Here is a 14019-nt window from a genome sequence, read left to right on the forward strand (position 1 = left end):
CCGGACGCGTGACCTCACGCGTCCGGCGCACGGTCCTGCCCGGCGGCCTCCGGGTCATCACCGAGCAGCTGGCCGGCGTCCGCTCGGCCAGCATCGGGGTCTGGGTCGGCGTCGGCTCGCGCGACGAGAGCCCGACCCTGCACGGCTGCTCGCACTTCCTGGAGCACCTGCTCTTCAAGGGCACCCAGGAGCGCACGGCGCTGGACATCTCCATCGCGCTCGACGCGGTGGGCGGGGAGTTCAACGCCTACACCGCCAAGGAGTACACCGTCTTCCACGCCCGGGTCCTCGACGAGGACCTCGGGCTGGCCGTCGACGTGCTCGGCGACATGATCACCTCCTCGACCCTCGCGGCCGAGGACGTCGAGGCCGAGCGCGACGTGATCCTCGACGAGATCGCGATGCACGACGACGACCCCGACGACGTGGTGCACAACCTGTTCACCGAGCAGGCCTACGGCGCGCACTCGCCGCTCGGGCGCCCGATCGCCGGCACCGTCGGCTCCATCGAGGCGCTGACCCGCGCCCAGATCGCGCGCTTCTACAAGCGGCACTACCGCCCGGCGACCATGGTGGTCGCCGCGGCCGGCAACCTCGAGCACGGCGCGGTCGTGCGCATGGTCCGCAAGGCCTTCGGCCGTGGCGGGTGGCTCGACCGCGACGAGGCCCCGGTCGCGCCGCGCCACGGCACCAAGCGCGTCCGCGTCACGCCCGGCACCGTCGAGGCCACCCGGCCCTTCGAGCAGGTCAACGTGGTGCTCGGGATGGAGGGCGTGGACCGCAACGACGAGCGCCGCTTCGCGCTCGGCGTGCTCAACACCGCGCTGGGCGGCGGCACGTCGTCGCGGCTGTTCCAGGAGGTCCGCGAGGTCCGCGGGCTGGCCTACTCCGTGTTCTCCTTCGCCAGCCACCACGCCGACTCCGGCCTGGTCGGCGTCTCGGTCGGTTGCCTGCCGAACAAGCTCGACGACGTCCTCGCCGTCGTGCGCACCGAGCTGGCCCGGGTGGCCCGCGACGGCATCACCGAGGAGGAGCTGGCCCGGGGCAAGGGCCAGCTGCGCGGCGGTCTGGTCCTCGGCCTGGAGGACTCCGGGTCCCGGATGTCGCGCATCGGCAAGGCCGAGCTGGTCCAGGACGAGCTCCTGGCCATCGACGAGGTCATGGCCCGCATCGACGGCGTGAGCCTCGAGCAGGTCCGCGACGTCGCCCGCCAGGTCTTCAGCCAGCCGGAGATCCTGGCCGTCGTCGGCCCGGCCTAGACAGCTCACCGCCTGAGAGCCAGCAGGAGAGCGGAAACCCGGCTCAGGGGCCTCATCGGTCACATACCCTCTCCCGTATGTCGGAGGCGGTCGCGGGTGCCGGCGCGAACGTCGTGCGCCTGCTCGAGCACGCGCCCGACCCTGTCCTCGTGGTCGACGCCTCGGACGTCGTGCGACACGTGGGCGGACCGGTGTCCGGGCTGTTCGGCACCGGCCGCGACGCGCTGGTCGGGCGACCGCTGCGCGAGCTGCTCCCCGGCTGGCACCGGCCGAGCGTCGAGGCGGCCGCGCACTGGTCCACCCGGGTCGAGGCCCGGCGCGCCGACGGGGGCGCCGTACCGGTGGAGTGCTCGCTGGTGCCCGTGCCCACTGAGGGCGGGCCGCTGACCGGCGTGTTCGTGCGCGACATCTCCGCCCGGCTGGCCCTGGAGCACGAGAACGACCGGATCCGTGACGACCTCGCCTCCAACGTCTCCCACGAGCTCAAGACGCCGCTGACCTCCGTGGTGGGGTACGCCGAGCTGCTGCGCGAGCTGCCCGACGAGGAGCTCGGCCCGGTCGCGCGCCGGCTCGTCGACATCGTCTACCGCAACGCCCGCCGCGAGCTGCTGCTCGTGGAGGACCTGCTGGCCGTGACCTTCACCGAGGAGCACCTGACCCGGCTGACGACCGACCTGGTCGACCTGGTGGCCGTGGTCGCCGCCGTGGTCGAGGAGCGCGCGCCGTACGCCCACGCCGCGGGGGTGCGGCTGGTCCTCGAGGCCAGCGGGCCCGTGGCCGTGCGCGGCGACGCTCACCACCTGGGCCGGGTGGTCGACCACCTGGTCGTCAACGGCTGCAAGTTCAGCCCGCCGGGCAGCGAGGTCCGCATCAGCCTCGACGCGGACGCGTCCTCGGCGACGGTCACCGTCGCCGACACCGGGATCGGGATCAGCGCGGCCCAGGTCGACAAGGTCTTCGAGCGCCTCTACCGCGCGCCGGGCGCGATCGCCCGGCTCAGCGCCGGTGCCGGTCTCGGGCTCGCCGTGGCCCGCTCGGTCGTCGAGGCGCACCGCGGCACCATCGCGCTGGAGAGCGCGGAGGGCGTGGGCACCACGGTCCGGGTCGTGCTGCCCCGCGCCGACGCCTGAGCGCGGCTACTGCGGCGGGGTGGCCTCGGCCGTGCCGGCGGCTCCGGGCGTGTCGGCCTCGTCCACGGCCAGCACGGGCGCCGGGGTGGACGGGCCCACCAGACCGGCGAGCAGGGAGAGCGCGACCCACACCGCCACCACGGCCACGAGGTAGCGGGTCAGGGCCACGTCGACCGGGAGCTCCCCGGTGACGAACCCGCGGTAGAGCGCGGGGGAGGTCGGCAGGGCGGCGAGCCCGAGGACGGTTCCGAGGTTGATCATGCCGACGCCACCTCCACGGCGCGCTGGTCGGTGTGCACGTTGACGACGCCGACCGAGCGCACCTGCGCGCTCCCGGTCAGCTCGGAGTAGGAGAGGACCGCGAGCCGGTCGATGGCCGGGCGGACCATGCGGCGCACGGCGAGCCGGATCTGCGGGGCACAGGCCAGGACGGGGCGCAGGTCCTGGTTCTCGGCCTCGATGAGCAGGTGCGCCAGGCTGCTGATGACGCGCTGGGCGATGAGCGGGTCGAGCACGAGGACCGGGCCCTCGTCGCTGGGCCGGATCGACTCCAGCATCCGCTGCTCGAGCTGGGGCTCGAAGCTGATGACGTGGACGACGCCGTCGCGCACGTGGGGCGCGACGATGGCCGGGCCCAGGGAGGCGCGCGCGGCCTCGACCAGGACCTCGTGCTCCTTCGAGATCGTCGCGCTGAGCGAGAGGGCCTCGTAGATCCGGACCAGGTCGCGGACCGAGACGCCCTCCTCCAACAGGGCCTGGAGGACCCGCTGGACCTGGCCCAGGCTGAGCAGGGCGGGGGTGAGCTCCTCGACCACGACGGGGTGGTTGCGCTTGACCACGTCGGTGAGCAGCCGCACCTCCTCGCGCCCGAGCAGGCGGGCGGCGTACCGCGTGACGACGTCGGCGAGGTGGGTGGTGATGACCGCGGTCCGGTCCACCACGGTGGCACCGCCGAGCTCGGCCTGGCGGGCCAGCTCCCGCGGGATCCACTTGCCCTCGAGGCCGTAGACGGGCTCGACGGTCGGCTCGCCGGGCAGGGAGCCGAGGAAGTCGCCGATGGCCAGGACGGTGCCGGCCGGCGCCTCGCCGCGCGCGACCTCGATGTCGAACAGCTTGATGACGTAGGTGCGCAGCGGCAGCTGGACGTTGTCGCGGGTGCGGACCGGCGGGATGAGGATGCCGATGTCCATGGCCACCTTGCGGCGCAGGGCCTGGACCCGGTCCAGCAGGTCGCCGCCGGAGCCCTGGTCGACCAGGTCGATGATGTCGGCCGAGAGCTCGAGGCCGAGCGGGTCGACCTGGATCTCGGCGGCCAGCATCTCGGGCGTCTCCGGTACGGCCGGCAGGGCGCCCGGCTCGCCGGTGCCGTCGGCGCCGACCCCGGCGACGCCGCGCTTGCCGCCGTCCTCCTGGATCCGCGAGGAGACCAGCAGCAGCGTGCCGCCGGTGAGCAGGAACGGGATCTTCGGCAGACCGGGGATCAGACAGAGCCCGAGGGCCGCGAAGCCGGCGATGCGCAGCGGCATCTTGTTCTGGGTGAGCTGCCGCACGATGTCGGAGCCCATGTCCTCCTGGCTGACGCTGCGCGTCACGACCAGACCGGTCGCGACCGAGAGCAGCAGGGCCGGGATCTGCGAGACCAGGCCGTCGCCGACGGAGAGCAGGCTGTAGGTGGAGACTGCGTCGCCGGCCGACATGCCCTTCTGGGCCATGCCGATGGCGAAGCCGCCGAGCAGGTTGATGACGGTGATGACGATCGCGGCGATCGCGTCGCCCTTGACGAACTTCGAGGCGCCGTCCATCGCGCCGTAGAAGTCGGCCTCGGCGTGCACCTCGGCGCGGCGGCGGCGGGCCTCGTCCTCGTCGATGAGACCGGAGTTGAGGTCGGCGTCGATGGCCATCTGCTTGCCGGGCATGGCGTCGAGGGTGAAGCGCGCCCCGACCTCGGCCACGCGGCCGGCACCGTTGGTGATGACCACGAACTGGATGACCAGCAGGATCGCGAAGATGACCATGCCGACGATGAGCGAGCCGCCGACCACGAAGTGGCCGAAGGTGTCGATCACCTTGCCGGCGAAGCCGTCGAGCAGGACCAGCCGGGTCGCGCTCACGTTGAGCGCCAGCCGGAACAGCGTCATCACCAGCAACAGGGCGGGGAACGACGCGAAGTCGAGCGGGCGGACCACGAACATGGCCACCAGCAGGATGAGCAGCGCCCCGGTGATGTTGGCCGCGATGAGGACGTCGAGGACGACCGTGGGCAGCGGGATGACGAGCATCACCACGATCGCGACGATGCCGATCGGCACGCCGAGCTGGGTCAGCCGCTTCAGGGACATCGGACCCCTTCAGGGTCGGGCGCCGTCCTGGCTGCTGCTGACCGGCGCCGTCCTGGCGCCGGTGGTCGTCCAGGGGTGCCTATCGGCCGGCGAGCACCCGACCTGAGGAGTCCGCGCGACGTCCTGGGGACGCCGCGGGCAGCGCCTGCTCGCGGCGGGGGCCGCGGTGGCCGCCGGCCGCGTGCCGCCGGCGGGCGTGGCGTGCCGGGGCCGAGAGCTCGGTCTCGCGCCGCGGGCTGCGGTGCTCCCCGCCGCGCTGGCCGAGGTTGCGCCGGTTGATGACGAAGGCCAGCACCTGCGCCACCGCGGCGAACAGCTCGGCCGGGATCTCGTGGCCGACCTCGGTGGAGGCGTACAGCGCCCGGGCCAGCGGTACGTCGCGCACGAGCGGCACGCGCGCCTCGGTGGCCACCTCGCGGATCTTGGCCGCGATCACCCCGGCCCCGCGGGCGACGACCCGGGGTGCCCCGCTCGCGGCGTCGTAGCGCAGGGCGACGGCGACGTGCGTCGGGTTGACCAGGACCACGTCGGCCTCGGGGATGTCGGCGATCATCCGGTTGCGGGCCGCCGCCAGCTGGCGGGCGCGGATGGCGCTCTTGACCAGCGGGTCGCCCTCGCTCTGCCGGTGCTCCTGCTTGACGTCCTCCTTGGACATCTTGGTCTGCTTGGAGGTCTTGCGGCGCTGCCAGGCGTAGTCCAGGGCGGCCATGGCCAGGCCGGCCAGCGCGATGTTGCGGGCCAGGGCCACCGCCTGGTCGCCCGTGTGCGCGAGCAGGGCGTCCGCGCCCGCGTGCGCGCCGACCACGGGGAGCATCGAGCGCAGGGTGAGCCAGAAGAGCAGGCCCACGGCGGCGCTCTTGACCAGCGTCTTGAGCCCCTCCCAGAGCGCGTGCGGTCCGAACAGGCGCTTGAAGCCCGAGACCGGGTTGAGCTTCTTGGCGCTCGGCTTGACCAGCTTGGTGGCCAGGAAGAAGCCGCCCTGGGCCAGCGCGGCGGCCACGCCGACGACCATCACGCCGCTGCCCAGCACCACGAGGGAGATGAACGCGTGCGTGCCGCCCTCGCGCAGCAGCCGCATCGCCTGCGGGATCGTCGGGTCCTGGATCGAGCGCAGGGCGTCGCTCATCAGCACCTCGAACGCCGTGATCTCGTGGCGCACCAGCCCCGGCAGGGCAATGGTCGCCAGCAGCAGCGCGGCCCAGGAGCCGAGCTCGGGGGTCCGCGCGACCTGACCCTCCTTGCGCGCCTCCTTGCGGCGCTTGGGGGTCGCCTTCTCGGTCTTCTCCCCGGTCACGAGCCACCCCCTCCCGCCACGGCGGCCAGCGCGTCGAGGGTGTGCTCGACGACGTTGTCCAGGACGCCCGGCAGCAGCGGGAAGGACATCCCGACCAGCAGCAGGGTCAGCCCGATCTTGGCCGGGAACATCACGTTGAGCGCGTTGAGCTGCGGCGCGACCTTGGTCAGCAGGGCCAGGCCGAGGTCGGAGATGAACAGGACCACGACGAGGGGCAGGGCCACCTGCACCGCGGTGACGAAGAACAGCCGGAACGCGGTGAGGATGATCTCGGGGCCGGCGTCGATGTCGGGAACGGCGCCGACCGGCAGCAGCGTGAAGGTCTTGAGCAGCCCACCGATGACCACGAGGTAGCCGCCGCTGAGGAACAGCAGGGTGCTGGCCAGCATCTGGTGGAAGGTGCCGAACACGGTGCTGGAGTTGAGGCCCAGCGGGTCGAAGCCCTGGGCCAGCGAGAAGCCGCCGAAGACGTCGACCAGGCTGCCGGCCGCGGCGACCGCGCTGAACAGCATCATCGTCACGAAGCCCATGGCCAGGCCGACGCCGATCTGGACCACGAGCGTGGAGACGACCGACCAGGTGTCGGCGCTGAGGTCGCTGTCCAGGCCGGGGGAGGTGGCGAAGGAGAGCCCGACGGCGAGGATGACCTTGGCCGTGGTCGGGACGGCTTTGGAGGAGAACGGCGGCACGACGACGAGCCACGCGACGATGCGCACCGAGGCCATGAGGAAGGCCAGGGCGGGCTCGCCCGCGATCGCGACGTTCACCGGGTCGGTCCGCTCAGGCCAGCAGGCTCGGGATCGAGGTCCAGAGCGACTCGGTGTAGTTGAGCATCGTGTGCAGCATCCAGTTGCCGCTGATGAGCAGCGCGATCCCGACGCCGACGACCTTGGGCACGAAGGCGAGCGTGAACTCCTGGATCTGGGTCATCGACTGGAACAGCGAGATCGTGAACCCGATGCACAGCGAGGTCAGCAGGATGGGCGCGGACAGCTTGAGGGCCACGAGCATGGCCTGCGTCGCGATGTCGATGAGGGTGGCGTCAGACATGTCGATCCCTACCCGTAGCTCCCGACCAGGGCGGTGATGACCAGGCCCCAGCCGTTGACGAGGACGAAGAGCAGCAGCTTGAACGGCAGCGACACCATGACCGGCGGCATCATCATCATGCCGAGAGCCATCAGCGCCCCGCTGACGACGATGTCGATGATCAGGAACGGGATGAAGATGATGAAGCCGATGATGAAGGCGTCCTTGAGCTCACTCAGGATGAACGCCGGCACCAGCGTCGTCATCGGCGTCTCGGCCCGGGTGTCGGGCAGGTCGCGGTCGGCGACGTTGGTCAGCAGCTCGATCTCGTCGTCGTCGGCGTTCTTGAGCATGAACGTCTTGAGCGGCGCGATGCCGTCGTCCCAGGCCTGCGCCGAGGTCGCGTCGCCGTCCATGTAGGGCTTCACGCCGGCGTCGTAGATGTCGCTGATCACCGGCGCCATCACGAACAGGCTGAGGAACAGCGCCAGGCCGGCGAGGACCTGGTTGGGCGGCGTCTGCTGCAGCCCGAGCGCGTTGCGGGTCAGCCCCAGCACGACCAGGAACTTTGTGAAGCAGGTGCAGCTCAGCACGATCGCCGGCAGCAGCGAGAGCAGCGTGAGCGCGATGATGACCGTGATCGACGAGCTCGGCTTCTTGCCCAGGTCGCCCAGGTCGACGGTGACCGAGCTGTCGCCGGTGCCCTGGCTGGGTCCCGCGGGACCGGCCGGGCCGGTCGGGCCGCCGGTCGGCTCGTCCTCGCCGGTGTCGGTGCTGTCCAGGCTGCCGTCGGTCAGCGGGTCGTCGGTGACCGTGTCGTCCGCCACGTGGCCGGCGACCGCTGTGTGCGTGACGGTCGCCGGGGTCGCCTGAGCGGGCGTGGCCAGCGCGCCGAGCACGAGCCACGCCGCGGCGGCGAGGAGCACGGCGCCGAGCAGGCGCCGCAGGGCCGTGGTCACGAGGCGCGACCGGTGGCCGCGCCCCAGGCCTGCTTCCACGTCGAGGGGGAGAGGACCGAGCCCGCGAGCGGGGTGTCCTTGGTCGCCGTCCGGCTCGCCTGCGGCGTCCGGGCCGCCCGAGAAGGGCGAGGGGCCGCGCGGCGAGCGCCGCCGTGCCGCGGGGCGGCGTGCCGGCCGTGGGCCGCGGGAGCGACGGGCTGGGCCGCGGGCTCGGTGACGAGGGCCTGCGGCTCCTGGGCGAGCAGCTCGAGGGCGATGCTGGTCGGGCGGTCGCGCACCACGGCCAGGGCCGGGTGGTCGAGGGTGCGGAGCAGCTCGTCCGATTCCTCGTCGGCGTCGTGGGCGTCGGTGTCGTCGTCCAGCTCCAGGCTGGCCGGGTCGAGCTCGGTGAGGAGGCGGACCTCCTGCTCGGTGGTGCCGAGGACCAGGACGCGGCCGCCGACGTTCACCACGCTGACCGCGGCGGAGCGGCTGATGGCCTGGCGGTGCACGACCTGGACCAGGGCGTCGCCGCGGCTGGTGAAGCGGCGTCCGGCGAAGCGCACGCAGAGCAGCAGCAGTCCCAGGACCACGGCCAGCGAGAAGACCAGCCGGACGACGAGCTCGGTCATGTCAGCTGGCGACGCTCTCGTCCACGATCTCGGTGATCCGCAGCCCGAAGTCCTCGTCCACGACGACGACCTCGCCGCGGGCGATCAGCAGCCCGTTGACGAGCAGGTCGGCGGGGCTGCCCGCGGCGCGGTCCAGCTCCAGCACCTGCCCGGGGGCGAGGGCGAGCAGCTCCCGGACGGTCAGCCGGCTGCGGCCGAGCTCGACGGTCACCTCCATGTCGACGCCGTGCAGCACCTCCAGGCCGCGCGACGAGCCGACGAGCCGGCCGGCAGGAGAGCCGGCGGCGGGCGCGGCGGCGGGCGCGGCCACCGGCGCGGGGGCCGGGAGGCTGGGTGCGCCCGAGGCGAGCAGCCCGTCGGAGACGAGGAGGACGGCGGCGGGGCCGCGACCGTCGGTCAGGGTCACCGCGGTGCAGGGGCCGGCGAACTGGGCCAGGGCCAGCGCGGCGGGCACGACGCGTCCGACCTGGGCCGAGCCGCCGAGCACGGCGCCGACGGCGTCGAGGGCGGGCTGCGCGGCGCCGGCCAGGTCGATGCCCGGACCGCTCTCCACCGCGTGGACCAGCTCCTGGCCGACCAGGAGGGCGACGGTGCCGTCGAGGCCACCGGCCAGCGCGGCGACCACGGCGCCGGCGTACGGCGCGGCGATGTCCGGTCCGGCGGGGGCCGTGGTGCTCGCGGTGAGCAGGTCGGCGGCCGGCAGGACGGCGGCGGCCGCCTCGCCGGCGGCGAGCGCGAGGTGCTCGGCGGGGGCGGCGAGCGGGGTGGTGGTCATCGGAGCTCCTGCGGGGTCGAGACGATGCGGGCGGCGAGGGTGGCGCCGGTGGAGCCGGCCGTGGCGTGGGCGAAGACGGCCTCGTCGACGACGACGTCCAGCGGCGCGGAGGCGGGGTGGCCGAAGCGGAGCACGTCGCCGGCGCGCAGCGAGGCGAAGGCGTCGGGCGTGAGGAGGGTGCGGCGGAAGCGGACCGCGACGTCCACCGGGACGTCCTGGAGCCGGCGGTCCAGCAGCTCGGCCGCGGCGGCGCGCTCGGCGCGCTCGCGGTTGGAGACCGGGGCCGGGGCGGCCGCGGCGGTCAGGTGGGGGAGCAGGCCGTTGAAGGGCAGGCACACCGTGAGCCGGTGCGGCTGCTCGTTGATCCGGGCGGTCAGGGTGACGGCCAGGATCACGTCGTTGCCGCTGGCGACCTGGGCGAACTGGGGGCTGTACTCCACGCCGGTCGCGACCGGCTCGATGGCCACCAGCTCCGACACGCCGTAGCGCAGGCCGTCCAGCAGCCGGTCGACCAGGCCGCGGACCACGACCGACTCGATGTCGGTGAGGACCCGCTGCGGCTGGTCGGTGGCGCCGGGGCCGCCGAGCATGTGGTCCACGCAGGACATGACCGCGGGCAGCGGCAGCTCGATCACGCCCAGGCCGGGCATCGGCTCGGCGGAGAACTTGGTCAGGTAGGTCATCGAGCCGAGCGACTCGACGTACTCCGCGTAGGTGCGCTGCTCGACGGACTCCAGGTTGACCTGGCACACCGTGCGCAGGGTGGAGGTGAAGATCGTGGTGGCCTGGCGGGCGAAGCCGTCGAACACGCCCTGCAGGACCCGGCTGTGCTCGCGGGAGAGCTGGAGCGGGCGCCGGAAGTCGTAGCTGGCGGCAGGTCGGTCGACGATGCCGCCGGCGCGACGGCGCGCAGCCGCGCCCGTGCTCGGGTGCATCGTCGACGGGACCTCCACGAAGGGCCTGATCGGCCGGGAGGCGGGACTCCTGAGGAGAACGAGGGTCTGAGTTCGCGGCCGGTCCGTCGGGGCGGGGCCGGCCGGGCGGCTACTGGGTGACGAACTGCGTCAGGTACACGTCCATCACCTCGTCGTGGTAAAGGTGCGCGAGCTCCTTGCGCAGCTCGGCCTTGAGCTTCTGCCGGCCCTTGGGCTTGACCAGCTCGGACTGGTCCAGTCCGCTGTAGAGCTCGATGACCGCGTCCAGCGCCTTGCTGCCGTCGAGCTCCTCGGCGCCCTTGACCGTCTGCAGGGCGATCCCGACGCTCAGGTAGTGCCCCTCGGCCAGGTTGACCTGGATCGGGTCGAGGGCCACGACCTCGCCCGGCTCCGGCTCGTCCTTGGCGCCGGCGGGGGAGCGCAGCAGGAACCACCAGGCTGCGGCCGCGCCGAGCACCAGCACGAGCACGATGATCAGCAGCTTCTTCTTGCCGCCCTTCGCCTCCTCGACGGCCTCGGCCTCGGCGGTGCTCATGAGTGTCGTCCCTTCTCGGTCGTGGTGTGTCCCGCGTCGGCTCCGGCCCCGGCCTGCGTCTCGGCGCCGCCGGTCGTCCCGTCCTTCCCGGCCTTCCCGGCCGTCCCGGCCGTGCCGGCCGGCTGCTCGGCGGTCGCGTCGGCCGTCGCCTGCCCGGCGTACCTCTGGAGCAGCGCGCGCGTCTGCTCGTCGGCCGAGGACAGCACGACCAGGTCGACGCGCTTGTTGATCGACTGCGAGCCCGGCTGGGTCGGGTCGACCAGCGGCCGCGTGTTGCCGTACGCCGCCACGGACAGCCGGTCGGCGGGGAGACCGAGCTGCTCGTTCAGGCGGCGCAGGACGGTGACGGCGCGCGCCGCGGACAGGTCCCAGTCGGTCGCGTAGTACCGGGGGGTCACCGGGACCTGGTTGGTGTGGCCGGCGACCTCGATGTCCTCCGACAGCCGGCGCAGGACCGGCCCGAGGGCATCGACGACGGCCGCACCGCGGGGGGTGAGGGTGGCCTGGTCGGCCTTGAAGGTCACGTGCTTGGAGACCAGGCTGATGACCAGCCCGCGCTCGTCGATGCTGGTCGTCACGTCGTCGGCCAGGCCCTGGGCGTTGAGCGCCTCCCGGACCTCGCCGGCGATGCCGCCCAGCTTCTTGGCCTCGTCCAGCGCCTGGGCGCGGTGCTCGGCGCTCTGGGCGTCGCGCGGCGCGTCGAGGGCGCCGACGGTGAGCTTGGTGATGTCCTCGACGCGGTGGTCGGGGGCGATCGGCGCCATGGGCGACGTGCCGGACTGCTCCAGCAGGGTGTCGGAACCGGGCAGCACCGAGGCGCTGTTGGCGAAGCCGGCCGCGAGTCCCTCCTTGAGGGCCATGAACTTCTTCTCGTCGACCTGGCTCATCGCGAACATGACGATGAACAGCACCATCAGCAGCGTGACCATGTCGGCGTAGGTGACCAGCCACCGCTCGTGGTTCTCGTGCTCCTCGTGCTCCTCGTGGAGCCGGGAACGTCGGGGGGCGCTCACGTCAGGCCGCCTCGGCCAGGGCCGACTGCTCCTCGGCGGGCAGCAGCGAGACCAGGCGGTGGCGGACCACCCGCGGGTTGGCGCCGGACTGGATGGCCGAGACGCCCTCGATGACGACCTCCATGCGGGCCACGTCGAGCTCGCTGAGCCGCTTGAGCCGGTTGCCGATCGGCAGCCACATCGCGTTGGCCGACATGACGCCCCACAGGGTGGCGAGGAACGCGGCGGCGATCAGGTGACCGAGCTCCTCGGGCCGGGCCAGGTTCTCGAGCACGTGGACCAGGCCCATGACCGTGCCGATGATGCCGATGGTCGGCGCGTAGGCGCCGGCGTCGCTGAAGAACTTGGCCGCCTGCTTGTCGGCGCGCCGCTTGGCGATGACCTCGGACTCGAGGATGGTCCGGACCTCCTCGGGGTCGTTGCCGTCGATGGCCAGCGACACCCCCTTGACCAGGAGCTCGTCGTCGATGTCCTTGACGGCGTCCTCGAGGGCCAGCAGGCCCTCGCGCCGGGCCTTGTCGGCCAGCCCCACGATCGTCGGCACGACGTCGGCGGCCGGCGTCACCTTGCCGGTGAAGGCCTTCTTGAGGGCGGCCACGGCGTTCTTGGCGTCGGCCAGGGTGCCGCCGGCCAGGGTCACGCAGAGCGTGGCGCCGAAGACCAGCACGAGGGCCGGGATCTGGATGAGGCTGGAGGGGTTGCCGCCCTCCATCACGTTGGCGCCGATGATGACGGCGAACCCGCCGCCGACGCCGATCGCGGTCGCGCTGTCCATCAGCGCACCCCCTCGTCGCTGCGAACGGCGCCGGCGGCGGTCGTCAGGTCGGTGACGCTGGCCAGGGTCTCTCGGCCCTCGGCCTGCTGCTCGCCGAAGTCCACGCGGACGTACTCGCTGAGCGCGATGATCTCGGCCCGGTGCATGCGGATCGCGGTCACGACCGTGTCGATGTCCTCCGCGGCGACGTACTTGGTGCCGTCGCCGAGCGTGATGACCGTGTCGGGGGTGCGGTCGATGCGCTCGATCAGGTCCGCGTTCAGCACGAACGGGGCGCCCGAGAGTCGGGTCAGCCGGATCATGGTCACCGTCCTTGGTGGCGTTGGGTGCTGCGACGGCCGTCCGTGGCCGTCCCCTTCGCCTTCGGCCCGGGCGAGGTGGACCTGAGCGGTCGCGGGGAAGAGCCGCAGCCGGTCCGGTCCAGTGGGGGCGGCCACACCACGTGCGAGGACCCCCGGGCAGGCCCGGGGGTCCTCTGTTGGTGCGGCTGCGCGTGCGGCGGGGTCAGCGCTTGATGTTGACCAGGTCCTCGAGCACCTGGTCGGAGGTGCTGATGACGCGCGAGCTGGCCTGGAAGCCGCGCTGGGCCAGGATCAGGTTGGTGAACTCGGCGGCCAGGTCGACGTTCGACATCTCCAGCGTGCCGGCCATGATCGTGCCGCGCCGGCCCTCGCTCGGCACGTCCAGCTGGGGCGTCCCGGAGCTCGGCGAGGCGCGGAAGGCGGTCTCGCCGATCCGCTCCAGCCCCATCGGGTTGTTGAAGTCGGCCAGGGCGATCTGGCCGAGCTGGCGGCTGACGCCGTCGTCGAAGACGCCGGTGAGCTTGCCGTCGCTGCCGAAGCTGTAGGACTTCAGCTGCACGCCGGCGGGGGCGGCCGGGACCGCGTTGGCCGGGTCGAGGGTGATGTCGCCGGGGGCGCCGGTCGGATCGCCGTTCGCGTCGAGCTGGTAGCCCTGGACACGGGCGCCGGACGGGGTGACCAGGACGCCCTGGTCGTCGAAGGTGAAGGCGCCGGCGCGGGTGTAGAGCTGCTCGCCGTCGGCCTTGACCACGAAGAGCCCGTCGCCGGAGATCATCAGGTCGGTGGGCCGGCCCGTCGGCTGCGCCGAGCCCTGGCCCAGGTTGAGCGCGGTGGCCGCGAGCTGGACGCCCAGGCCGACCTGGACCGGGTTGCCGCCGCCGCGGGCGCCGTTGGCCCGCGAGCCGCCGGTCAGCATCTGGCTCAGGGTGTCCTGGAAGATCGCCGAGGACGACTTGAAGCCGACGGTGTTGGCGTTGGCGATGTTGTTGCCGGCCACGTCGAGCGCGGACTGGTTGGCGCGCAGGCCGCTGATGCCGGCGAAGAGGGAGCGGAGCATGGGGGA

At 72.8% G+C, this 14019-nt stretch carries 16 protein-coding genes; 2 read left to right on the top strand and 14 right to left on the bottom strand.

Features of this window, described 5'->3' with window-relative positions; translation table 11 throughout:
• Positions 1–8 precede the first annotated feature (8 nt).
• Complete coding sequence (locus G5V58_RS06390; protein WP_268991262.1) at positions 9–1259, top strand: M16 family metallopeptidase; 1251 nt, start codon at positions 9–11, stop codon at positions 1257–1259.
• Between the two features lie 77 nt (positions 1260–1336).
• On the top strand, positions 1337–2389 hold the full coding sequence (locus G5V58_RS06395; RefSeq protein ID WP_165229989.1) for a PAS domain-containing sensor histidine kinase: 1053 nt from the start codon (positions 1337–1339) through the stop codon (positions 2387–2389).
• Between the two features lie 6 nt (positions 2390–2395).
• Here the strand turns inward: G5V58_RS06395 and G5V58_RS06400 are convergent, their stop codons facing one another.
• The 14 genes from G5V58_RS06400 to G5V58_RS06465 form a co-directional block, all read right to left on the bottom strand.
• Positions 2396–2650 carry a hypothetical protein gene (locus G5V58_RS06400; RefSeq protein WP_165229992.1) on the bottom strand — a complete coding sequence of 85 codons (255 nt, stop codon included), beginning with the start codon at positions 2648–2650 and terminating at the stop codon, positions 2396–2398.
• Positions 2647–4728, bottom strand: coding sequence for a flagellar biosynthesis protein FlhA (locus tag G5V58_RS06405; RefSeq protein WP_165229995.1), 2082 nt, complete (start codon positions 4726–4728; stop codon positions 2647–2649). The genes G5V58_RS06400 and G5V58_RS06405 overlap by 4 nt, the downstream gene beginning before the upstream one ends.
• 79 nt (positions 4729–4807) lie before the next feature.
• Positions 4808–6022: an EscU/YscU/HrcU family type III secretion system export apparatus switch protein gene (locus G5V58_RS06410; protein WP_165229998.1), complete on the bottom strand. Its 1215-nt coding sequence runs from the start codon at positions 6020–6022 to the stop codon at positions 4808–4810.
• Complete coding sequence (locus G5V58_RS06415; RefSeq protein WP_165230001.1) at positions 6019–6789, bottom strand: flagellar biosynthetic protein FliR; 771 nt, start codon at positions 6787–6789, stop codon at positions 6019–6021. The genes G5V58_RS06410 and G5V58_RS06415 overlap by 4 nt, the downstream gene beginning before the upstream one ends.
• A 13-nt stretch (positions 6790–6802) precedes the next feature.
• Positions 6803–7072, bottom strand: a complete 270-nt coding sequence (gene fliQ / locus G5V58_RS06420) for a flagellar biosynthesis protein FliQ (RefSeq protein ID WP_165230004.1) — start codon at positions 7070–7072, stop codon at positions 6803–6805.
• Positions 7073–7080: 8 nt separating this feature from the next.
• Entirely contained in the window at positions 7081–8010 is a 930-nt protein-coding gene (fliP, locus tag G5V58_RS06425; RefSeq protein WP_230487131.1) for a flagellar type III secretion system pore protein FliP, read from the bottom strand.
• Positions 8007–8621 carry a flagellar biosynthetic protein FliO gene (locus tag G5V58_RS06430; RefSeq protein WP_165230007.1) on the bottom strand — a complete coding sequence of 205 codons (615 nt, stop codon included), beginning with the start codon at positions 8619–8621 and terminating at the stop codon, positions 8007–8009. Before G5V58_RS06430 ends, fliP begins: the two co-directional genes overlap by 4 nt.
• Before the next feature lies 1 nt (position 8622).
• Positions 8623–9396 carry a flagellar motor switch protein FliN gene (gene fliN, locus G5V58_RS06435; RefSeq protein WP_165230010.1) on the bottom strand — a complete coding sequence of 258 codons (774 nt, stop codon included), beginning with the start codon at positions 9394–9396 and terminating at the stop codon, positions 8623–8625.
• Positions 9393–10349 (bottom strand): flagellar motor switch protein FliM, encoded by a 957-nt coding sequence (locus G5V58_RS06440; RefSeq protein ID WP_230487132.1) that lies wholly within the window; start codon positions 10347–10349, stop codon positions 9393–9395. Before G5V58_RS06440 ends, fliN begins: the two co-directional genes overlap by 4 nt.
• Before the next feature lie 91 nt (positions 10350–10440).
• Positions 10441–10866 (bottom strand): flagellar basal body-associated FliL family protein, encoded by a 426-nt coding sequence (locus G5V58_RS06445; protein ID WP_165230013.1) that lies wholly within the window; start codon positions 10864–10866, stop codon positions 10441–10443.
• The gene (locus tag G5V58_RS06450) at positions 10863–11879 is read right to left on the bottom strand and encodes an OmpA/MotB family protein (protein WP_165230017.1); all 1017 of its coding nucleotides are present in this window, start codon (positions 11877–11879) and stop codon (positions 10863–10865) included. The genes G5V58_RS06445 and G5V58_RS06450 overlap by 4 nt, the downstream gene beginning before the upstream one ends.
• Position 11880: 1 nt before the next feature.
• Entirely contained in the window at positions 11881–12654 is a 774-nt protein-coding gene (locus tag G5V58_RS06455; RefSeq protein ID WP_165230020.1) for a motility protein A, read from the bottom strand.
• Positions 12654–12956, bottom strand: a complete 303-nt coding sequence (locus G5V58_RS06460; protein ID WP_165230023.1) for a flagellar FlbD family protein — start codon at positions 12954–12956, stop codon at positions 12654–12656. Before G5V58_RS06460 ends, G5V58_RS06455 begins: the two co-directional genes overlap by 1 nt.
• Positions 12957–13158: 202 nt before the next feature.
• The gene (locus tag G5V58_RS06465) at positions 13159–14013 is read right to left on the bottom strand and encodes a flagellar hook-basal body complex protein (RefSeq protein WP_165230026.1); all 855 of its coding nucleotides are present in this window, start codon (positions 14011–14013) and stop codon (positions 13159–13161) included.
• Between the last annotated feature and the right edge of the window lie 6 nt (positions 14014–14019).

It is taken from the genome of Nocardioides anomalus, assembly GCF_011046535.1.
In the GTDB taxonomy this organism is placed as follows: Bacteria; Actinomycetota; Actinomycetes; order Propionibacteriales; family Nocardioidaceae; genus Nocardioides; species Nocardioides anomalus.

Coding starts and splice junctions, on each gene's coding strand:
- G5V58_RS06395 (WP_165229989.1), top strand. CDS start 1,337: ATGTCGGAGGCGGTCGCGGGTGCCGGCGCGAACGTCGTGCGCCTGCTC.
- G5V58_RS06400 (WP_165229992.1), bottom strand. CDS start 2,650: ATGATCAACCTCGGAACCGTCCTCGGGCTCGCCGCCCTGCCGACCTCC.
- G5V58_RS06405 (WP_165229995.1), bottom strand. CDS start 4,728: ATGTCCCTGAAGCGGCTGACCCAGCTCGGCGTGCCGATCGGCATCGTC.
- fliQ (WP_165230004.1), bottom strand. CDS start 7,072: ATGTCTGACGCCACCCTCATCGACATCGCGACGCAGGCCATGCTCGTG.
- G5V58_RS06430 (WP_165230007.1), bottom strand. CDS start 8,621: ATGACCGAGCTCGTCGTCCGGCTGGTCTTCTCGCTGGCCGTGGTCCTG.
- fliN (WP_165230010.1), bottom strand. CDS start 9,396: ATGACCACCACCCCGCTCGCCGCCCCCGCCGAGCACCTCGCGCTCGCC.
- G5V58_RS06445 (WP_165230013.1), bottom strand. CDS start 10,866: ATGAGCACCGCCGAGGCCGAGGCCGTCGAGGAGGCGAAGGGCGGCAAG.
- G5V58_RS06455 (WP_165230020.1), bottom strand. CDS start 12,654: ATGGACAGCGCGACCGCGATCGGCGTCGGCGGCGGGTTCGCCGTCATC.
- G5V58_RS06460 (WP_165230023.1), bottom strand. CDS start 12,956: ATGATCCGGCTGACCCGACTCTCGGGCGCCCCGTTCGTGCTGAACGCG.
- G5V58_RS06465 (WP_165230026.1), bottom strand. CDS start 14,013: ATGCTCCGCTCCCTCTTCGCCGGCATCAGCGGCCTGCGCGCCAACCAG.